At 63.4% G+C, this 20,934-nt stretch carries 20 protein-coding genes; 4 read left to right on the top strand and 16 right to left on the bottom strand.

Going from position 1 to position 20,934, the window contains the following annotated elements; genetic code table 11:
• Positions 1–123: 123 nt before the first annotated feature.
• Positions 124–1,875 (bottom strand): class I poly(R)-hydroxyalkanoic acid synthase, encoded by a 1,752-nt coding sequence (phaC, locus tag AC56LY_RS06990; RefSeq protein ID WP_499577777.1) that lies wholly within the window; start codon positions 1,873–1,875, stop codon positions 124–126.
• 61 nt (positions 1,876–1,936) lie between these two features.
• Here phaC and AC56LY_RS06985 point away from each other — a divergent pair, with 61 nt between their 5' ends.
• Positions 1,937–2,182, top strand: a complete 246-nt coding sequence (locus tag AC56LY_RS06985) for a hypothetical protein (protein WP_499577776.1) — start codon at positions 1,937–1,939, stop codon at positions 2,180–2,182.
• A gap of 18 nt (positions 2,183–2,200) precedes the next feature.
• Here the strand turns inward: AC56LY_RS06985 and pgeF are convergent, their stop codons facing one another.
• On the bottom strand, positions 2,201–2,992 hold the full coding sequence (gene pgeF, locus AC56LY_RS06980; RefSeq protein ID WP_499577773.1) for a peptidoglycan editing factor PgeF: 792 nt from the start codon (positions 2,990–2,992) through the stop codon (positions 2,201–2,203).
• Positions 2,989–4,086 carry an RluA family pseudouridine synthase gene (locus AC56LY_RS06975; protein ID WP_183551769.1) on the bottom strand — a complete coding sequence of 366 codons (1,098 nt, stop codon included), beginning with the start codon at positions 4,084–4,086 and terminating at the stop codon, positions 2,989–2,991. Before AC56LY_RS06975 ends, pgeF begins: the two co-directional genes overlap by 4 nt.
• A gap of 65 nt (positions 4,087–4,151) precedes the next feature.
• Between AC56LY_RS06975 and AC56LY_RS06970 the strand changes: the two genes are divergently transcribed.
• Complete coding sequence (locus AC56LY_RS06970; RefSeq protein WP_499577772.1) at positions 4,152–4,991, top strand: outer membrane protein assembly factor BamD; 840 nt, start codon at positions 4,152–4,154, stop codon at positions 4,989–4,991.
• Positions 4,992–5,061: 70 nt separating this feature from the next.
• On the opposite strand, the gene yaaA is transcribed toward AC56LY_RS06970, so the two are convergent.
• Complete coding sequence (gene yaaA / locus AC56LY_RS06965) at positions 5,062–5,832, bottom strand: peroxide stress protein YaaA (protein ID WP_499581976.1); 771 nt, start codon at positions 5,830–5,832, stop codon at positions 5,062–5,064.
• A 36-nt stretch (positions 5,833–5,868) separates the two neighbouring features.
• Between yaaA and AC56LY_RS06960 the strand changes: the two genes are divergently transcribed.
• Both AC56LY_RS06960 and AC56LY_RS06955 read left to right on the top strand, forming a co-directional pair.
• Positions 5,869–6,336 carry a putative toxin-antitoxin system toxin component, PIN family gene (locus tag AC56LY_RS06960; protein WP_499577768.1) on the top strand — a complete coding sequence of 156 codons (468 nt, stop codon included), beginning with the start codon at positions 5,869–5,871 and terminating at the stop codon, positions 6,334–6,336.
• Positions 6,337–6,371: 35 nt separating this feature from the next.
• Positions 6,372–7,529, top strand: coding sequence for a pyridoxal phosphate-dependent aminotransferase (locus AC56LY_RS06955; RefSeq protein WP_499577764.1), 1,158 nt, complete (start codon positions 6,372–6,374; stop codon positions 7,527–7,529).
• A 30-nt stretch (positions 7,530–7,559) separates the two neighbouring features.
• On the opposite strand, the gene paeA is transcribed toward AC56LY_RS06955, so the two are convergent.
• From paeA to AC56LY_RS06895, 12 genes are all read right to left on the bottom strand, one after another.
• Positions 7,560–8,891, bottom strand: coding sequence for a polyamine export protein PaeA (gene paeA / locus AC56LY_RS06950; protein ID WP_258837819.1), 1,332 nt, complete (start codon positions 8,889–8,891; stop codon positions 7,560–7,562).
• Positions 8,892–9,000: 109 nt separating this feature from the next.
• Positions 9,001–10,071, bottom strand: a complete 1,071-nt coding sequence (locus AC56LY_RS06945; protein WP_499577763.1) for a tetratricopeptide repeat protein — start codon at positions 10,069–10,071, stop codon at positions 9,001–9,003.
• Positions 10,068–10,958 (bottom strand): ExeA family protein, encoded by an 891-nt coding sequence (locus AC56LY_RS06940; RefSeq protein ID WP_499574430.1) that lies wholly within the window; start codon positions 10,956–10,958, stop codon positions 10,068–10,070. Before AC56LY_RS06940 ends, AC56LY_RS06945 begins: the two co-directional genes overlap by 4 nt.
• A complete protein-coding gene (gene mshL, locus AC56LY_RS06935) occupies positions 10,958–12,787 on the bottom strand; it encodes a pilus (MSHA type) biogenesis protein MshL (protein ID WP_499577762.1) in 1,830 nt (609 codons plus the stop codon). The genes AC56LY_RS06940 and mshL overlap by 1 nt, the downstream gene beginning before the upstream one ends.
• Before the next feature lie 21 nt (positions 12,788–12,808).
• Positions 12,809–13,159 (bottom strand): hypothetical protein, encoded by a 351-nt coding sequence (locus AC56LY_RS06930; RefSeq protein ID WP_499577760.1) that lies wholly within the window; start codon positions 13,157–13,159, stop codon positions 12,809–12,811.
• On the bottom strand, positions 13,156–13,890 hold the full coding sequence (locus AC56LY_RS06925; RefSeq protein ID WP_499577759.1) for a hypothetical protein: 735 nt from the start codon (positions 13,888–13,890) through the stop codon (positions 13,156–13,158). Before AC56LY_RS06925 ends, AC56LY_RS06930 begins: the two co-directional genes overlap by 4 nt.
• Positions 13,887–14,555, bottom strand: a complete 669-nt coding sequence (locus tag AC56LY_RS06920) for a PilN domain-containing protein (protein WP_499577758.1) — start codon at positions 14,553–14,555, stop codon at positions 13,887–13,889. The genes AC56LY_RS06925 and AC56LY_RS06920 overlap by 4 nt, the downstream gene beginning before the upstream one ends.
• Positions 14,552–15,484: an agglutinin biogenesis protein MshI gene (locus AC56LY_RS06915; protein ID WP_499577757.1), complete on the bottom strand. Its 933-nt coding sequence runs from the start codon at positions 15,482–15,484 to the stop codon at positions 14,552–14,554. Before AC56LY_RS06915 ends, AC56LY_RS06920 begins: the two co-directional genes overlap by 4 nt.
• Positions 15,485–15,688: 204 nt before the next feature.
• Positions 15,689–16,153: a type II secretion system protein gene (locus AC56LY_RS06910; protein WP_499577755.1), complete on the bottom strand. Its 465-nt coding sequence runs from the start codon at positions 16,151–16,153 to the stop codon at positions 15,689–15,691.
• A 273-nt stretch (positions 16,154–16,426) separates the two neighbouring features.
• A complete protein-coding gene (locus AC56LY_RS06905; RefSeq protein WP_499577754.1) occupies positions 16,427–17,671 on the bottom strand; it encodes a type II secretion system F family protein in 1,245 nt (414 codons plus the stop codon).
• Positions 17,672–17,689: 18 nt separating this feature from the next.
• A complete protein-coding gene (locus AC56LY_RS06900) occupies positions 17,690–19,393 on the bottom strand; it encodes a GspE/PulE family protein (RefSeq protein WP_499577752.1) in 1,704 nt (567 codons plus the stop codon).
• Between the two features lie 266 nt (positions 19,394–19,659).
• Positions 19,660–20,379 carry a PEP-CTERM sorting domain-containing protein gene (locus AC56LY_RS06895; RefSeq protein WP_499577751.1) on the bottom strand — a complete coding sequence of 240 codons (720 nt, stop codon included), beginning with the start codon at positions 20,377–20,379 and terminating at the stop codon, positions 19,660–19,662.
• Positions 20,380–20,934 lie beyond the last annotated feature (555 nt).

Here is a 20,934-nt window from a genome sequence, read left to right as displayed (position 1 = left end):
CCCGACCCACGACCGGTTCGACCGTGGGGGATAACAGACACCTTACCACGCAATTGTGGCAGTTGCAGCAATTACCAGATGCACCACAAGCATGGCTTTTCTGTCAATACATGCAGTGGGCAGCTAGTCGCCCCTGACCTGCACGTAACGCCCTGGCGCTGGCTCGGATGGCGGATAGTCGCTGCTGCCAGCGGCGCCAGGGGCCGGCACCTGCGCGCCGCCGTGCTCCGCCAGGAAGCTGGCCCACGCCGGCCACCAACTGCCTTTGTGCTCTGCAGCACTCTCGAACCAGGCGGCATCCGTCTTTGGACGCGACTTGCCGCCTTTGTCATTGACCCAGTGACTGCGCTTGTTTTTCGAAGCCGGGTTGATGACGCCAGCAATATGGCCCGACGCGCCCAGCACAAAGCGGTTCGCTTTCGGGTTACGGGGATTGAGCAACTGCATCGAGGCAAATGCCGCCGTCCACGGCACGATATGGTCTTCCTTCGAGCCATACACGAATACCGGCGCGTCGATGGCGCCCAGGTCGACCGGTACGCCGCACACCGTCAGCGCGCCCGGTTGCTTCAGCTTGTTTTCCAAGTACATATTGCGCAGGTACCAGCAGAACATCGGCCCCGGCAGATTGGTGCTGTCGGCATTCCAGTACAGCAGATCGAACGCCGGTGGCTCCTTGCCCTTCAGGTAGTTTTGCTGGACATAATTCCAGACCAGGTCGTTCGGGCGCAGCGACGAGAACGTCGTGGCCAGGTCACGGCCCGGCATCAGGCCGCCAGCGGCGAGCTTCTGCTCGCGCAGCGCCACCTGGGTTTCATCGATGAATACTTCGAGCACCCCGGCATCCGAAAAGTCCAGCAGCGTGGTCAGCAGCGACAGGCTAGCGGCCGGCTGGCGGCCGCGTGCGGCCAGCACGGCCAACGCCGTGGCGGCGATCGTGCCGCCGACGCAGAAGCCAAACACATGTGCTTTCTCTTGTCCGGTGATCTGGGCGACGACGTCAAGTGCTCGGATCGCGCCATCTTCGACGTAATCGTCCCAGCGCAGATGCGACTGGCTGCGGTCCGGGTTACGCCAGGAGACCATGAACACCGTATGGCCCTGCTCCACCACGTAGCGCACCAGCGAATTCTCGGGCTGCAGGTCGAGGATGTAGAACTTGTTGATGCACGGCGGGATCATGACCAGCGGCACGCTGTGGACGTTCGCCGTGGTCGGCGTGTACTGGATCAGCTGGAACAAGTCGTTTTCGAACACGACCTGGCCGGCCGTGTTGCCGACATTGCGCCCCACTTCAAACGCCGTTTCGTCCGATTGCGAAATGCGGCCCTTCTGCAGGTCGGTCAGCATATTGCTCAAGCCCTTGGTCAGGCTTTCGCCCTGGGTCTCGATCATGTGCTGCTGCGCTTCCGGATTCGTCGCCAGGAAGTTGGCGGGCGACATCGCGTCGATCATCTGCTGGACCGAGAATCGCAGCTTCTGGCGCTCGCGCGGGCCCACCTCGACCGCATCGGCCATCGCCATCATGCATTCGGCGTTCAGCAGGTACGAGGCGGCCGAGAACGCCGACAGCGGATTGCCGCGCCATTCGGCTGCGGCAAAGCGCCGGTCGCTCAACTCGGGCGTCTTGCCCAGCATGACGTCTTGCCACAGCTGCGTTGCTTTCTTGAGATAATCGTCGCGGATCGCTTCCATGCGCGCCGTATCGATGCCGGCGCCGGCATCTTTCAGGAAGCCGGCCAGCGGACTGGCGCCGCCCGGGGCGGGCATGGCGGGCATGGTGGACATCATCGTCATCCAGGGTTGCCATGCGGCAGGATCGGACCATTGGGACAACCAGGCAGCGGCAAGCGCTTGTGGATCGGGCATGTTCATGTGGGCATCCGTTGTTAGAATCGCGTCTCTTCAACCAGGAACTACAACAAGGAACTACAGCATGTGGATCGTTGCCATTGCCTGGATATACGTTGTGGTACTCATGGCGGCGACCGAACCGACCGTCGTGGCCGGCATCATGACGTTCGCGTTTTATTGCGCACTGCCATTATCCATACTTTTTTATATCACTGGCGCGAAACGGCGCCGTCAGCGCGGGCCAAGGGCCCAGCCACGTCGTCATGCAGGTACCCGGAGAGAGTCGTCCGCAGACGACATGGATGACGGCGGCGGTGACGGCGACTGAGCCGCACTGCATCGCACGTCAGGTCTGGTTGAGCCAGATAAGACTGGCCTGGCGGCCCGTCACGCCATCGCGGCGGTAGGAATAAAAGCGCTCCGGCGCACTGGCCGTACACAGCCCGCCACCATGCACGCGTTCGACACCGTCACGCGCCAGCATCAAACGTGCCAGCGTGAACATGTCGGCGAGGTACTTACCCGGGCGACCCGGGTAGGCAGAGAAGCAGGAACGTGTTGCGTCGCCCGGCAGCGCCGCAGAAAATGCAGCCACCACGTCGTCGCCAACCTCGAACGCATCGGGACCGATAGCCGGCCCCAGCCACGCTGTGATCTCGCCCGCACCGGCCGCGCGCATCGCGCGCACGGTCGAACCCAGCACCCCGCCAGCCAACCCGCGCCAGCCGGCATGCGCAGCGCCCACCACCTTGCCATCCAGATCGGCAAACAGCACCGGCAGACAATCGGCAGTCAGGATGGCGCAGACGACACCAGGCATCGTGGCGATGCTGGCATCGCCCGTGCGCACTGGGTGGCTCGGGCCCACGGTGCCGGCATCGACAACGTCGGCGCCATGCACCTGGGCGATCCAGGCCGGGCGGCCAGGCAACCAGTCTTGCAGCAAGGCGCGGTTGGCCGCGACGGCGTCGGGCGCGTCATTCACGTGCAGGCCCAGATTCAGGCCCCCGCCACCCTTGCCGTCGTCGTACGGACCGACGGAGACGCCACCGTCGCGACTGGTCGCCAGCGCGCCGACGGTTGCCGGCAAGTCAGGCCAATCGGGCCAGACCAGCGCTGACCGGTCAAGCGTGCTCATGCGCGGTAGGTGACGACGCCGTTGTCGTCGTCCGCGGCATCCTCGATCGCCGTGCCGAACTCGCCCAGTTCCGGCTCTTCGATGCCTGCACGCGCGATCAGCTCGGCGAAATCGTCGGCCAATGGCACGGTCCACTCGCATTGCTCACCGGTGGCCGGATGCACGAGGCCCAGGCGACGCGCCTGCAGCGCCTGGCGCGGGAACACCGGCGTCAGGTGGCGCTTGCCGTACACGGCGTCGCCGACAAGCGAAAAGCCCAGCGATTGCATGTGCACGCGAATCTGGTGGGTGCGGCCTGTTTCGAGGCGGCAGCGCACCAGCGTGACGGGACGCCGATCGAGCTCGCCCGAAATGACGCGCTCGTAATGGGTGATTGCCGGCTTGGCGAACGGGCTGCTCGAGACCGCCATCTTGACGCGGTCCTTGGCATCGCGCCCCATCGGGCTGTCGATCGTGCCCGACAAGCGCGGCGTGCCCCACACCAGCGCGAAGTATTCGCGCTTGACGGTGCGTGCCTGCAGCTGGCGTACAAGGTCGGTCTGGGCGGCGAGCGTTTTGCCGACGACCATCAGGCCACTGGTATCCTTGTCGAGACGGTGGACGATGCCGGCGCGCGGCACGCCAACCAGTTGCGGACAGTGATGCAGCAGGCCGTTGAGCAGCGTGCCGGTCCAGTTGCCCGAACCCGGGTGCACGACGAGGCCCGCCGGCTTGTTGACGACCATGATGTCGTCGTCTTCGTACACGATGGTGAGATCCATCGCTTCCGGCGCGAACGCCGTGTCTTCAGGCGCAGCTTGTGGCACGACGACAATGGCTTCATCGCCATAGGCCGTGTCCTTGCCCCGGGCCGGTTTACCGTCAACCGTGATGTGGCCGCTTTCGAACCATTGCTGCAGGCGGCTGCGCGAGAACTGGGGCACGAGGCCGGCCACTACCTTGTCGAGGCGCTGGCCGCAGTGTTCCTCTTGCAGCGCCAGGGTAATGGGCGACAGATCGGTGCCTGGCAACGGGACGAACCCGATCTCCAGTTCATCGTCAAAATCAGGGTCAATCGGTAAATCCGCCGGATTCGGCGCAGGAGTTAATATCACGTGAGTCCCATCGGCTATAATCAGCCGTTCGTTGAATCTAGGTAAAACATTTCTTGCAAAAAGCTATGCAAAAAAAATTGTCTGTGTTGGTCGCTACTTGCGCCCTCGTCGGTCTGTCGGCATGCAGTATGCTGCCAAAGGCCAAGCACGAGTCCAAAAACTGGTCGGCGGAGAAATTATACGCTGAGGCGCGCGAAGAGATGGCAGGTGGGCACTACGAAGCCGCAATCCCGTTGTTCAACCGGCTCGAAACCAACTTCCCATTCGGCGTGTATGCAACACAAGCGCAGATGGAAGTGGCGTACGCCCACTACAAGTCGGCTGACCAGGCGCAAGCGCTGGCGGCGGTCGAGCGCTTCATCAAGCTGCACCCGAACCACCCCCAGGTCGACTACATGTACTATCTGCGTGGCCTGATCAATTTCAACGATCAGCTCGGGTTCTTCAGCTTCGTGTACTCGCAGGACCCGACCGAGCGCGATCCGCGCGCGACGCGTGAAGCGTTCGCCGCGTTCAAGGCGCTGGTCGACAAGTACCCGAACAGCAAGTACGCGGCCGACGCGACGGAGCGCATGAGCTATCTGATCAATGCGATGGCCCAGTACGAAGTGCACGTGGCGAATTACTACTATCGCCGCGGCTCGTATCTGGCGGCGCTCAATCGTGCCCAGGATGCGGTGACCAACTACACCGACGCTCCGGCACGCGAAGAAGCGCTGTTCATCATGATCCGCTCGTACGACAAGCTCGGCATGCCGCTGCTGCGCGACGATACGCAGCGTGTGTTCGCGCTGAACTATCCGGACAGCTACTTCCTGAATCCGAACGCACGCGGCGATGCGCCGTGGTGGAAGTTCTGGTCCAAGGGTGGCGCCAAGGCGGCGCCGAAGGATGCGGTGCAGTAAGCGCCGGGTCCGGCAAAGAACAAAGGCGCCACGCGGCGCCTTTGTCGTGTCTGCCCTGCCGTGGCTTGCCCTACACGGCGATGCGGCGCCGGAACACCCACGCGCGCTCGCTTGACGCCGCCGGTTCGAATGCGTAGCCGTCGACATCGAAGTCCTTGAGCTCCTCCGGATCCGTGATGCCGTTCTCGGTGGCATAGCGCGCCATCATCCCGCGCGCCCGCTTGGCATAGAACGAAATGATCTTGTAATTGCCGTTCTTCCAGTCCTGGAACACGGGTTCGATGACGGGCGCGGCCAGCAGCCTGGGCTTGACCGACTTGAAGTACTCGGTCGAGGCCAGGTTCACCAGCGCCGTCGAGCCGTTCTCGGCCAGTTGCCGGTTCAGGGCAGCAGTGATCGTCTCGCCCCAGAACGCATACAGGTCCTTGCCGCGCGGGGTGGCCAGCCGGGTGCCCATTTCCAGGCGATACGGATGCATCTGGTCAAGCGGCCGCAGTACGCCGTACAAGCCCGACAGGATGCGCACGTGGCGCTGGGCAAACGTCAGCGCCTCCGTGTCCAGCGTGCGCGCGTCGAACCCCGTGTACACGTCGTCATTGAACGACATGATCGCCGGCCGCGCCTCACCATGATCGGCATCCCAATGGGCGTAGCGCCCGACGTTGAGCATCGACAGCGCGTCGGACAGGTCCATCAATTCGCTGATCGATGCGGGTGAATGGCCGCGCAGGACCTCGATCAGTTCGCCTGCATGGGCAATGAAGTCGGGTGTGGACTGGTGCGGCGTGGTCAGGGGCGATTCGAGATCGAGGGACTTGGCGGGAGACAGGACAATCAGCATGGCCGTACGAAACTTTTCCATAAATAAACAACCGACATGATAACCGCTCCAGCCCCAACCATCGTCATCGACACCAATGTGCTGCTCGACCTGTTCGTGTTCCACGATCCGCGCTGGGCCGACCTGCTCGCCGCGATTGAGTCGAAGGAGATCGATGCCATCACGCGCGCCGACTGCCGCGCCGAATACCTGGCCGTGCTGCACTACCAGCACTTGCCGCTGGACGACGACAGCCGCCTGGCCGCCGCCGCCCGCTTCGACGCACTGCTGCGCCTCGTTGACGTCGATTCGAAAGCGATCCGCCTGCCCGTGTGTACCGACCGCGACGACCAGAAATTCATGGAGCTCGCGCGCGACGCCGGCGCGTCGATCCTGGTCAGCAAGGACAAGGCGCTGCTCAAGCTGGGACGCAAGACTGCGCAGGCGGGGCTGTTTCGCATCATGCTGCCCGAGGTGTGGGTCGCCACGTGGCGCCAGGCCAGGGCCGAAGGCACGCTAGAATAAGGCTTCACCCAACTGCTTTCGATCAGGATGCATTCATGAGCCTTCCACCGCTGGTCTCCCGCCTGCCGCACGTCGGCACCACCGTGTTCACCCGCATGTCGCAACTGGCCATCGACCATGGCGCCGTCAACCTCGGACAGGGTTTCCCCGATTTCGCGTGCGATCCGGCGCTGGTCGACCTGGTGACCGACGCAATGCGCGCCGGCCATAACCAGTATCCGCCGATGACCGGCCTGCCGGCACTGCGCCAGGCGATTGCGGCCAAGATCGAGGCCACCTACGGCCACCGCTACGATGCGAATACCGACATCACGGTCACTGCCGGCGCCAGCCAGGCGATCCAGTCGGCGATCCTGGCCGTCGTGCACCCGGGTGACGAGGTGATCGTCATCGAGCCGGCCTACGATTGCTACGCGCCGGCCATTGCGCTGGCGGGCGGTGTGGTGGTGCCAGTGACGATGCGGCTGGACGCCGATGGCTACCGCGTTGAGTGGAACGACGTGCGGGCAGCGGTCACGCCGCGCACGCGCATGGTCGTCATCAACACGCCGCATAACCCGACCGGCACGATCCTGCGCCAGGCCGATCTCGAGGCCCTGGTGACGATCGTGCAGAACACGCAGATCCTGGTGCTGTCGGACGAAGTGTATGAACACATGGTGTTCGACGGCGAGCCGCACGCCTCGGTGGCGCGCCATCCGGCGCTGGCCGAACGTGCATTTGTCGTCTCGAGCTTCGGCAAGACCTTCCACGTCACCGGCTGGAAGATCGGTTACGTCGCCGCGCCGGCAGCATTGATGGTCGAGTTTCGCAAGGTCCACCAGTACAACGTCTTTTGCGTCAACGCGCCGATGCAGCACGCGATTGCCACCTACCTGCAGGACCCGGCGCCGTGGCGCGACCTGCCGGCGTTCTACCAGGCCAAGCGCGACCTGTTCCGCGCCGGGTTGGCGGCGTCGCGCTTCACGCTGTTGCCATCGGATGGCACGTACTTCCAGTGCGTGCGCTACGACGCGATCTCGGATTTGAGTGAAGCGGAGTTTGCCGAACGGCTGACCCGCGAGATCAAGGTCGCCGCCATTCCCGTCTCGGCGTTCTACAGCCAGCCGAAAGAGTCGCACGTGGTGCGTTTCTGCTTTGCGAAAAAAGACGAGACGCTGCAGCTTGCGCTGGAGCGTCTCGCACGGTTGTAGGCTCAGTTATAAGCGCAGTTTCGTTGGTACCTAGTGGGCGGCAGGCGTCGCCGCCCCGAGCGCCTTCTGCCCCGGGTCGAGGCGCTTGACCAGTATCTGGTCGATCCGGTGATGGTCGACGTCGAGCACCTCGAAGCGCATGCCTTCGTACTCGACACTGTCGGTCTGCTTGGGCACCTTGCGCAGCATGAACATCATGAAGCCGGCCGCCGTTTCGTAGCGCTCTTCTTCCGGCAGCGACTGCAGGTCGATCACGCGCTTCATTTCCGCCACCGGGGTGCTGCCGTCGATCAGCCACGAGCCGTCTTCGCGCTGCATCGTCTGCTGGTCGGCTTCCAGCGGGCTGCCCCAGCGCCCCATCACAGTGACCATGATGTCCGACAGCGTGATCACGCCGACGACAAACGCATACTCGTTGATGACGACCGCGAAGGTCTCCTTGCTGGAGCGGAAGCGGTCCAGCAGCTCGGACAGCGTCAGGCTGTCGGGAATGATCAGCACCGTGCGGATCGTCGATTCGCTCAGATGGAAGTGCGACTGGTTGTTCAGCAGGCGCACCAGGATGTCGCGCGTGTCGACATAACCGACCACGCGATCGATCACGCCGTCGCAGACGGGGAATTTTGACAGCGAGTGCGCAGCGATCTTCTGGCGCACGCTTTCTTCGGGCTCGGTCAGGTCGAAGAACACGATGTTCTCGCGCGTCGTCATCGTCGACGTCACGGCGCGCGATTCGAGTTCGAACACGTTCTCGATGAAGTGCTGCTCCTGCTTTTGCAGCACGCCGGCCTGCGCACCCGCTTCCACGACGGCCGAGATTTCATCGAACGTAATCCGGTCTTCGCGCGTCATGTTGATGCCAAACAGCTTGAACAAGCCGTTGGCGATCACGTTCAGCGTCCACGAAAACGGCTTGAACAGGCGGATGACGAACAGCACCGGGCGAATTACCGCCATCGCCGTCGTCTCGGGCGAGATCAGGGCCAGGCGCTTGGGCATCAGGTCCGAGAACAGCACGAACAGCGTGGTGACGAACACGAACGACAGCGTAAAGGCGATGTTTTCGCGGCCCGGCCCTGCGTAGAACACGGACAGCCACTCGAGGAAGAACGGGCGCAGCGCCCCTTCGCCCAGGATACCGCCGAGGATCGCAATGGCGTTCAGGCCAAGCTGCGAGGCGGCGAAGAAATCGGCCGAATGGGCCTGCAGCGCCATGACCTTGCGGGCACGGTCGTCGCCCGCCTCGGCCAGCAATTTGAGTTTGATTTTGCGGGCGCCTGCCAGCGAGATTTCGGTGAGCGACAGGAAGCCCGCCGCAAGCACCAGCACGGCCAGCAAGGCCAAATGTTCGAACAAGTTCATGGGACACCCGGGGTACTGTTATTGGGTCACGCTCGTTGACCGGGGAGCTGCGCAGGGGTACCTGCGCAGGCATGACACTTTACCATGCCCGCCCTCCCCGGCGGCGACCTCAACGACCGAGTTGGCCCAGCCGACGCTCGACGAAGGCCTGCAGTTCGGGCGACAGCGTGCCGCTGGCCTGCGCCCGCGCGAACGCGGCAAGCGCCTCGGCATCGCGCTTGTCGGCCTGCAGCGCGATGCCCAGGCCCATCCACCACACACCGTTGCCAGGCGCGCGCCTGAGCGCAGCCTGGTAATTCTCGGCTGCTTCACGTGCGCGGCCTTCGCGCTGCAGCACGCCGGCCAGGAATGCGTGGTACTCGCCATTGCCCGCCGCATAGGGCAGCGTGCGCATCAAGGTATCGATAGCCGGCCCGCTCCGTTCGAGCTGCAGGCGTGCCAGCAGCATCGCCAGCGCCGGCTGGCGTGCGTCGATCGCGAGGGCCGCCTGCAACTGGCGCATCGCATCGTCCGGACGGCCCGCTTCAATCAGCAGACCCACCAGCGTCTGGCGCGCCGCTTCGTGGCGCGGATCGATCTGCAGGCCCGCCTGCAACGTGGCGATGGCTTCCGTGACGCGGCCGTCTTCCAGCACACCGAGCGCGCGCCGGTAAGCATTTTCGGCCCGTTGCGACGACGTGGCGGTGCGGCCGGCAACCGGTGCGGCCGGTACCGTCTTCGCCACCGACACCGTACGTGGCGCGAGCTTGGTGCTTGGCGGCTTGCTGACCGGCGCGGCAGGCTTGGCTGCCGGTGCCGGTTCAGGCTCCGGTTTTGGCTCCGGCTTCGGCTCCGGTTCTGGCGCCGGCATCGGCGCCGCAACCGGCGCAGCTGGCGCCACATCGACCACCTGAACCGGCGCTGCCGCCGGCATGGCGACCACCACCGCCGTCCGTGCCGCGACTGGCGCAGCCGCCAGCACGGCGGGCGCTGGCGTTGGCGTGGGCGCCGTCTGCATCGTCTTCCAGCCAACCACACCGGCGCCGACTGCCAGCAGCGCGCCACCAACCAGCGCTGCGCGCAGCACCGGTCCACGGCGCTCGGGCGCAACCACGGGCCGTACATCGGCCGGCAGGGGCGCCGCGCCGGGCTGGCCGGCGCGCGCATCGAGATCCTTGAGCATCGTGTTAATCAGGCTCATGGCGCCACCATCCAGGCAAACACGCCAAGGGCGCCCATGACGATCGCACCGCCCGTCAGCCACTGACGGATCGCGCGCCCCACGCCCACCGTGTCACGCGCGGCAATCGCGACATGCCCACCTGCGACCTGCTGCTTGCCCTGCCCGTAACTGAGCATCATCGCCTTGTGCGCCATGATGTTGACCAGGCGCGGCACGCCGCCGCTGGCCTTGTACAGGCTGCGGATCGCGGCGCTGGAAAACAGCCGCGCCCCGGTAAAGCCGGCCACGCGCAGCCGGTGCGCCACATAGAAATCGATGTCGTCGCGATTCAATGGTCCCAGGTGATAGTGGAACGTGATGCGCTGGGCCAGCTGGCGGATCGAGTCCAGTTGGAGCTTGCGATTGAGTTCGGGCTGGCCGAACAGGACGATCTGCAGCAGCTTGCGCTTCTCCGTTTCCAGGTTCGTCAGCAGCCGCAGGGCTTCCAGGCTGTCGACAGGAATGGCCTGCGCTTCGTCCAGGCACAGCACGACACGCAGGTCCTGCGCGGCCAGTTGCAGCAGGCGCAGGTTGATCGCCTTGAGCAGCTGATGCTGGTCAACGTCGCGCTCGAGCACGATCTCCAGTTCGTCGGCCAGCGCCAGCATCAAGGTGCGCGGTTCGAGGTACGGGTTCGGGATGTAGGCCGTGACGAACCCTTCACCCAGCGTCGCCATGAACTTGCGGCACAACAGCGTCTTGCCGGTACCGACTTCGCCCGTGATCTTGATGAAGCCTTCGCCGCTGCGCGCCGCGACCAGCAGCGTGTTGAGCGCTTCCTGCGAGCGCGGGCTGCCGAAGAAGAAGCTGGTGTCCGGCGTGATCCCGAACGGCAGCTCACGCAGGCCAAAATGTGCCGCGTACATCAGTCGACGCCCAAGCCAGGCGCACGGCGGCGGGGATCGAGCTGCTCGATGCGGCGGCTCGCGTCCATCATGTCTTCGCTCCAGTCGCTGGCGCCTTCGACGATGGTCGGCTTGATCAACACGACCAGCTCGCGCTTCTGGTTGGTCCGATTCTTGTTGCGAAACAGGTTGCCCAGGAGCGGAATCTTGTCGGCGCCCGGCAGCTGGTCGGTGTCGCCGGTGGACGCCTGGCGCATCAGGCCGCCGATGGCGACGACCTGCCCGTTGCGGCCGCGCACGATGCTGTCGAGTTCCGACGTGCTCGATGCCGCCAGCGGCAGGCGCAGCGTGCCGCCCGAACCCAGGTCGACATCCTTATTGACGGTCGTGACCTGGCTGACCGACGGGTGCACGTGCAGCAGGATGTTGCCGCTGGCGTCGATCTGCGGCGTCACGTCCAGCACGACGCCGGAGAAGAACGGCTGCACCGTCACGCTCGGGCTGACGATGCTGCCGTTGTCGCCGGTCGTGATGTTGTTGGTCACGCCAGTGACGAAGAATTCATCGGTGCCGATCTTGAGCACGGCCTTCTGGTTGTTGACTGCGGCGATGCGTGGGCTCGACAGCACGTGCACGCTGCCCTGCGATTCGAGGAATGTGATCAGCGCTGCGAAGTTATTCGTCTGGAACGCGAAGCCGAACAGCGAGCCGGCCGCCGTGGCAGCATTCGACAGCGAGAAGCCGGTGCTGGCCGCGAGGCCCTGGCCGCTGTTGATCACGGCCGGCTGGCCGCCCGTGTAGGGCAGTGGCGCCAGGTTGGCGCCGGGTGAAATCAGGCCGCCCGAGACGCGGTTGGGGTGCGAGCCGCGGAACGAAGCGAACGAGGCCCAGTTGATGCCGCTCTGGAAACTGTCGTTCAGTTCCACTTCGAGGATCTTGGCTTCCAAAATGACCTGGCGGTCGACCGACAACTGGGTGGCCTTCAGGTAAGCGTCGACGTTGCGCAATTCGTCCGGCATCGCGCGGATCACGAGCACGCCCGATTGCGGGCTGACCACGACGCTGCGACCGCCTTCGGTCGAACCGACGATGGCGGCGATCGACAGCTTCAGGTCGCCCCAGAAGTCGTTGTCAGAGTGCGTGCGCACGTCGGTGCTGTTGGTCTGGGTCTGGCCGTTGCTGCTGTTGTTGTTGTTGTTGTTGTTGCCGTTGTTGCCGTTCTGGTTATTGTTGTTCTGGCTGCGATTGTTATTGCCACCGCTGCCGTTGTTGTTATTGTTATTGCCATTGCCAGCGTCGGCCACCGATGTCGACGACACGCGCAGGTTGGAACTGCCGCTGCGCTGGGCCGTCAGGTAATTCACGTGAAACATGCGGGTCTGCATCGTCAGCGGGCGGATTGCGATGCGAGCGCCGTCGATCTTGTAGTCGTAGCCGTACATGTCGCGCACGGCTTCCAGCGTTTCGACCAGCGTCACGTCCTTCAGGTTGGCGCTGATATTGCCCGTCACGTCCGGGTGCACCAGCATGTTGTAGCGGGTGCCGGCCACGATCGAGCGGAAGAACTGCTGCGCCGGCACGTTGTTGAAGGCGACGTTGAAGCGCTCTTCCAGCGCCGGGCGTGCCTTGGGCAGCTGACTGGCCAGCGTTGCCGCCGGCGGCAGCAGCGCATTGGCGACCGCGTCGTCCACTGCAGGACGGGCGCCCTGCTGGCTGCTGGCTTTCGTCAGCTCTTTCGTGATCGCGTCATAGGTGGCATTCTGCGGCGCGCTCTGGCAACCGCCAAGGAGCACGGTGACGGCAAGCGCCACGGCCAGCGCGCGCGGCGCCATTACAAACTTGGGTGTCATGGTGGGTACGTACTTCATCGGTTAGCGGGCAACCGGCGTCATGCCGGACAGCGGTGCATCCATGCGCAGCACCTGGCGCGCGTTACCACGCACCAGGACCACCTCGCCGGGCTTGATGCTGGTGATCAGTGCGCCCTTGTAACGCTCGCCCAGGCGCAGCGTCTCGCCGTCGATGACGGCCACGTGGCGACCGCCCGCATGCGGTGCAATCAGCACCGACTGCAGGCGCGGGACGTTGGCCTGCACGGCCGGATCGAGCGCGATCCGGTCCATGCCGGCGGGTGGACGGGTCGGGTCCTGCAATGGCTGCGCGACGGCAGACAGTGCGCACAGCGCGAGGCAGGCCAGCAGGGTCTTGGTCAGGTGTTTCACAGCTTCATCCATTGTCGGTCCAGGCTGAGCGTATGCAGCGTGAGCGTCAGGCGCGCGCTCGGATAGGTCTCAACGTCGAGCCGGGCGCGGCCCCAGAACATCCGGGTCGGCATCGCGTCCAGCGCGCTCATGTAGTCGACCATGTCGAGGTAACTCCCGCGCACCGTGACCTCGACGCCGTGGCGGTACAGCAAAGGTACGTCGCCCCCGGCTTGCGGCGCTGCGCCTGCCGGGGCAGCAGAAGGAGCGGGAGGCGTGGCGAGAGGCGTGGCGGCGGGCGTGGCGCCTGGCGCAGCCAGCGGCTCGGCCGGGAGCGTGCGCATCGACACGAGCTTGAGGCGGCCATTGGCGCGCAGGATGCCCTCGACCAGTGGCCCCATGCGCTCGGGCGGCACCAGGCCGTGTTCGAGCGCCAGCAACTGGCTGCCCAGCTGCCCCATCTCTTGCTGCATCGTGTTCAGGCGCGCCCGTGACTGGGCATCCGGGTCGATCCGGGAACCTTCCACGCGCGCCGTGATCTCGCCATCGATGGCGGCAATCGCCGCGTGCTGCTGGTCGATCTGCGTGCGCAGTGCCGCCTGCTTAACGTCCTGCGGCGCCAGCACGAACGTGTGTCCGGCAAACGCCAGCACGGCCACCGTGGCGCCGAACACCATGCCGCGTTCGCGCAGCGACAGTGCGTCCATGCGCGCCGCCAGTTGCAGCAGGCGCTGCTTGATCGGCGCGCTCATGGCTGCGGCTCCCCGGCGACCGACTGAAGGCTGAATTCAACGTACGGCGCAGCGCGGGTTGGGGCCTGGCCGTCTGCGCTGCTGCCGCCGCTGCTGCCTGCCGGCAGCGGCAACGGCGCCGCTTCGCCGATCTGCAGGCTGGCAAACGATTTGCCTTGCATCAGCGGCTCATTCGTCAGGCGATTGAGGTAGCCCGGTACCATCGCCGGATCGAGCGCGCGGCCGCGAATGCCGATCTGCGCGCCGCCCCCATCGACCGTCACGCCAGTCAGCCACAAGCCCTGCATGCTCTGGCGCGCGAGCGCCTTGAAGTAGCCGGCAAAGCCGCTCGTGTCACCCAGCTCGCCCCGTGCGAGCGCGCCCGACATGTGGCGCATCGCCGCCAGCTTGCGGTCGGCATCGACCAGTTGCCCATCCATCGTGACATCTTTTGCGCGCGGCACGAATTCGGTGTTGACCGCCGCCAGGCGCGCCTGCCGCCCGTCGAGCTGCACTGCGCCTGCATTGGCCTGCTGCTGCAGTTCGGCCGTCTGCAGGCTTCCCCACAGCGCCAGCCCGGCAATGCAGGTGAAGAGCACGCCTGCAGCGAGCGCCAGCTGTCCCGCCGACAGCACGTGCTTTTGCGGCTGAAACGCCGGATTAAACAGATTGATCTGCTGGCTCATGCACCCTCCCCGTCACGCAGCGCGGCGCCGATAGCCAGAAAGAAGCGCTGCTGCTGCACCGGGTCGGCCAGTTCGGGGGTGCGGGACAGATCGAACAGGGTCGTCAGGTTCAGCGTTTCGACCGGCGTGTAGAGATTGCTCGACAGGTATTCCTCGAGCCCCGTCACTGACGACGGGCCCAGGATCAGTTTGGCGACGCTGATGAACGAATACTGGCGCTCGAAATGGTCGAGCGAGCGTTGCAGTTCGAGCGTGATCTTGTCGAAGCTCGCGTGCTTGCGGTCGTGGTCGGGTTCGAGCAGTTGGGCCAGCGTGACATCGAAGCGGCGCGACAGGTACAGCTCGCCACGGTACGACACCGTCAACAGGCCGCCGTCATCACCGAACGACAGCATGGCGATGCCGCGACCGTCAGGCTCGAGCATGGCGGATACATTGCGCTGGGCCATTTCCGGGATATCGATGGCGGTCAGTTCGACTTTTGCATCGAGAAAGAGCTTCTGGCGCGGCGCGATGATGCTGTTCTTTGCCGCGACGACGAACACCGATTGCTGGGCGCGCGAGTTGGCGTCCAGCGCGATGTCGAGCACGTCGATGGTCGCTTCGGCGGCCGGGAAATCGAGAATGTCCTTCAGGCGCCAGCGCACGGCAGTCTTCATTTCGTCGCGTGGGACGTTCGGGGCTTCGACGTTGAGGATCTGGTAATCGCCGCCGCTGAGCAGCGTGGTGCAATGACGCACGCCCGCCTGGCCTTCGCGGCCCGCTTTTTCAATGGTGTCGACACCGGAATTACCCGGAAAGAATTGCGCGAAATGCACGAGTGGCTTGGCCTCTGGTGCACGTTTGACGCTCGTGATGGCCACCCCGTCGCGCCCGATGGCAACAGCAAGCCAGCCATCTTTTTTCTTCGCTCTTTTAAACAGACGCATGCAAGCAGCCAGTGTTGATCGCAGAGTAAGTCGATACCGACAGAAGTCTTGATTATAGACAAGAGTGCCGCCGAGAATCACAAAATGTCGCAGTACCGGCAAAGAAGCGTGTGTACTGTGGCGCAGATGCGCCGAAAAAGAAATAGGCGCTGCTCGCGCAGCGCCTATGTCATTCGACGCAGTGCCTTTCGATCAAGCAGGCGCTTAATCGCAGGTCACGCCCTGCATGGTCGACAGCACTGGCAGTGCACCTGCAGTGCCAGCCGGGGTGTACGTGATGAAGCAGTTGGTCATCGAGGTAGGAATATTCTTCGGCTCAATTCTCAGTGCGCCGTTCGCCACCGTTGCCTTGTAATCGTCGTCCAGGCCAGCCGCATTGGCAAATGCAGTCGTGGCCTTTGGATAGCCATTCTCCATTGCTACTGAGACATTGCCGTCAACGAGAAACGCGGTTTCATTCGGTGCAATCAGTGCACGACCATGCAGCATCGCCGACGATGCGCTCAGCGCGCCACGGGCCGCCTGCAGCGACGCCTTGCGTGCATCACCGCTCAGGCCGGTAAATTTCGGCAACGCAGTGGCAGCCAGGATGCCGAGAATCACGATCACGACGATCAGTTCGATCAGCGTAAAACCTGCTTGACCTGCCTTGTTGAAACCTTTGTTCATCAGTTCTCTCCGAAGATATTGGGTGGACGTTCTGTCGTCCAGTGCTCACGCTGAGCTGCTTGCACCGTGACGGCGCGCCTGCTGAATCCAACCGATTTAATTCCCCACACCATTATTGGCGCATGGAAACATCAGGCACAATTCTACCGTGATCCCATGACTTTCTTATGTCCGCACAGCAAATCTTTTCTACAAATGAAAAGAAATAATGCTTTGCTGCATGCCTACAACACAAACGGATATCACCGACAACTGATCGGCAACTTCCACCGCTTACTGCTTATGCAGAGCGGCATTACCCAAGTCCCATATCGGCAGGAAAATTCCCAGTGCCAGCACCAATACCATTGCACCCAGAAACGAAATCAGAATGGGCTCGATCTGGCTCGACAGTGTCTTGAGCTCATAGTCGACCTCGCGCTCATACATCTGCGCGATCTCATCCATCAAATCGTCGAGTGACCCGGTTTCTTCGCCCACCGCAATCATTTGCAGCACGATCGGCGTGAATACATTGGCAGCAGTCGAGGTACGCAGGATGCTTTCGCCGCGCTCGACGCCGTCGCGCATCTGCTCGATGCGTGAACTGAGATAGGCGTTGTCGGCCGTCTGCGACACCACCGTCAGTGCCTGCACGATCGGCACACCGCTGCGCATCGACAGTGCGAAGCTGCGCGCGAAGCGGGCCATGGTGGCCTTGTGAATGATCTTGCCGGCGATCGGCAGCCGCAATTTGTAGCGGTCCCAGGTCAGGCGACCGGCCGGGGAGCGGGTCCACGCGCGAAAGCCGAACCATGCAGCCACTGCTGCGCCAAGCAGCGTCGGCCACCAGGCCACTGTAAATTGCGAGGTCGCCAGCAATACCCTCGTCATCAAGGGCAGCTCGGCGCCGAACGATTTGAACACCGCCGCGAATTTGGGAATGACGAACACGTTGACAACGACCATCGCCAGCACCATCGCAATGACGACAAAGGTCGGGTACCGCATCGCCGTCTTGACACGGTCACGCATGTCTCGGTCGAACTCGAGGTGGTCGAACAGGCGCAGGAAGACTTCCTCCAGGCGCCCCGTCATTTCGCCGACCTTGACCATCGACAGGTAGAACGGCGTGAACACGGCCGGGTGGCGGCCCATCGCGATGGACAGCTCGCGCCCGGCGTCGAGCGACTCGCGCAGGTCCTTGATGATGCGCGCGAACGACGTGCTGATGGCGGATTCCTGCAGCCCGGCCAGCCCGCGCATGATCGGCACGCCGGATTTGAGCAGCGTGTAGATCTGGCGGCTGAACAGCTGCACGTCCATCGACGTGACCTTTTTCTCGAACAGGCGCTCGCGCCAGCCGACGCTACTGCCGTTGCCGCCGCTGGTCGCGCGGCGCTTGGTCACGCTGATCTCGAGGGGCGTGACGCCGCTGCCGAACAACTGGTCGGCGACGGCGCCGCTGTCGGCGCCTTCGAGCACGCCCTGCAGCAGCTCGCCGCGCCCGTCGCGGCCTTTATAGGCGAAAAATGGCATCGTTTATTGGTCCCAGACTCAGTCGTCGAACTGGTTACTGACCCGCATCGCTTCCGAGATCGTCGAACGGCCCTGTACCGCCAGGCTCACCGCATGGCGGCGCAGCGTGTCGCCGCGCATCTCGGCCTGCGCCACTTTCAGGAAGTGGCCCGGGTCCGGATGGTTGACAGCCTCGGTCACGGCGCGCGTCATTTCCAGCAATTCGTAGACGCCGGTGCGGCCCCGGTAGCCGGTGCCGTTGCAGTGCGAGCAGCCCTTGCCGTGGAAGAAGCGCGTGGTCGCCGCCAGCTCCTTCAGTTCCGAGCGCAGCCATTCGACTTCGTTCGCCGCCGGCTGGTAGTCGACCGTGCAGCTCTCGCAGATCACGCGCACCAGGCGCTGGGCCAGCACCGCTTGCAGCGAGCCGCCGACCATGTAGCGCGGCACGCCCATGTCCATCAGGCGCAGTGGCGTGCTGGCCGCATCGTTCGTGTGCAGCGTCGAGAGCACCAGGTGACCCGTCATTGCGGCGCGCAGACCGATCTGCGCGGTTTCCTGGTCACGCATCTCGCCCACCAGCACAATGTCCGGGTCTTGCCGCAGCGCCGAGCGCAGCACGCGCGCAAAGGACAGCTCGATCTTGTCATTGACCTGGACCTGGTTGATGCCCGACAGGCGGTATTCGACCGGGTCTTCGACCGTGATGAGTTTTTTCTCGACCGAATTGAGTTCGGCCAGCGCGCTGTAGAGCGTCGTCGTCTTGCCGCTACCGGTCGGCCCGGTGACCAGCACCAGGCCGTTCGGCCGCGCGACAATTGCGCGAAAGCGCTCGACCAGGCGCGCCGGCATGCCGATCGCGTCCAGGCGCAGCGTGGTGCCACCCTGGTTCAACAGACGCATGACGACCGATTCGCCGTACTGCGTCGGCATCGTCGAGATACGCACGTCGATGCGCTGGTTGCGCACCTTGACGGCAAAGCGGCCATCCTGCGGCAGACGTTTTTCGGAGATGTCCAGGTCGGCCATCAGCTTGAGGCGCAGCGCCAGCGGCGTGGCCACCTTGAGGTCGGCCTCGGTCTGCAGGTGCAACACGCCGTCGATACGAAAACGAATTTGCAGGCGTCCGTCCTGTGGCTCGATGTGGATGTCCGACGCGCGCACCTGCGCCGCGTCATCGAACACCGATTGCAGCAGCTTGACGATCGGTGCTTCTTCGAGGCCAGGGTTCGCGGCCAGCGCGCCGAAGTCGATGGACACGTCGCCCAGATCGGCCTCGACCTCGCGCGCCAGGCCAGTGATCTCGCCAGTGCGGCGGTAAATGCGGTCGATCGCGCCCAGCACCTCGGTCTCGTTGACCACGGCCAGCTCGACGCCCTTCTTGATCAGGCGCGCGATCTCGTCATACGCGAACAGGTCGGTGGGGTCGGATACACCCACCAGCATCGCTTCACCGCGGTCTTCCAGCACCAGCGCGCGAAAACGGCGCGCGGCCGTTTCCGGTAGCAGGCGCACTAGATCGGCATTGATGTTGTAGAACTTGAGGTTGATATATGGAATATCGAGCTGGCGCGCCAGTGCGCCCGAGATCTGGTCTTCGGTGACGAAGCCGCTCTCAACGAACACCCGCCCCAGCTTGCGGCCAGTGCGTTTCTGGTCTGCCAGCGCCTGTTGAAGTTGCTCTTCGCTCAACAGCTTTTGTTGCATCAATACTTCGCCGAGACGCACTTTCTCTGGCCTTGCCATACCGTTCCTTGATTAAATTCTTGCAGCGTAGATTCTATGCCAGAAAGAATAAAAATTGACTCAAGGAATTAAAATGTGTCGGCTTTTGGCGTCAATGTCACCCGCGAACGATGGCGAAATGACAGCAGTGCGATGATCAAGCGGATTGCAGACTGACAAACCCGGGGCAATACGATGGCGCCCAAATGCGCATGGCGCCAGAACAGGCTGGCGCCATGCGTTGGTGAGCGGCCGGCAGACCACTCTGTAGTGCCGGTCCGGCTGGCTTAACCAGCCTTGCGGCGGCGACCGATCATGCCAACGCCGGCCAGGCCAGCAAGCATCAGTGCAATCGTGCCTGGCTCTGGTACTTCGTTGATGTCATTTGGCAGGATCAGGCTTGGATCGGCGGCAGGCACTGCTGCGACCGGCTCCGACCCTGGCTGGGTCGCATTGCCACCGCCCGTGTCACCGGTGACAGGCGGCAGGCTGACGTCGACGCTGCCGTTGCCGCTACTTCCGGCTGCAGGTGCAGGTGCAGTACTGCCACCGACTGCTGCACCACCGCCGGTCGAGCCGCCAGCGGCTGGCGCAGTCGCGCTGCCACCGCTCTGGCCCGTTTGTCCTTGCACGATCTTGACACCGTCGCCGTCATTGATCACCGCCGCCGAATTGCCGAAGCGCGCCGCCAGCAGGCCGTTGCCTGCGCTGAGCACGTAGCTGGCGTCAATGCCTTGTTGCACGAACAGCTTCTGGGCATCCGATTGCGACAGGCTTGCGCTGGCCTTGCCGACCAGTGCCGATGTCAGGTCCGAGTTTGCATTATGTGCAATGCCGCCAACCAGGCTGACACCGCTACCGAGCACGCCGGAGCCGATCACGCTGGAACCGTTACCCGAGGTCCAGCCGCTCTGGAACGCAGGCTGCGAGGTCGAAGAGACGACATCAGCCTGGGCTACCCCGGCGGAGATCAGAAGCGAAGCAACAACAAGGTGGCGAATTGACATAAAAGTAACTCCTAGAAAATTAAAGATTTATTCTTTTTACAAGCACGAAGCCATCCTAGCATGCGTTATGGAAACCCAACTAATGGTTGCGATCAAATTGTGCGTGCTTTATTTGAGCCAATTACATCTGTTTTATTCTACCTAGATGCGGATAAAGAGAACAATTCTCGGATTTATTGCGGACAAATGATGTGTATCAAACCACAATCCAAAAAGCAACCTTGATAAATTTATAGCAATTGTCATGCAATTTTGTCATTGACACCCATGACAATGACGGTTCATGCAAAAAGGCGCAGCGAGTGTCAGCTAACGCGGCTCAGGTTGAAGGCCAAATGGTTCACGTATTCGCACGGGCTGTTGAACTCAGTTCCAGTACGCAAGGTGGCAGATCGGGTCGGCGCGCACCACACCACTGCTTTCCGATGACCAGAGCACCTGCTTTGCATTGCAACCAGGGTCATCAACAGATAACGCTGACTGCGCCAACGAAAAAGGCCGCATCCCGAAAGATGCGGCCTCGATCAGCAACGGCGCAAACCGCCTCCCTGATGT

The organism is Telluria sp. ZT3P25, from assembly GCF_059685895.1.
The sequence above is the reverse complement of the archived record's forward strand: the minus strand, read 5'-3'. Positions and strand labels throughout refer to the sequence as shown.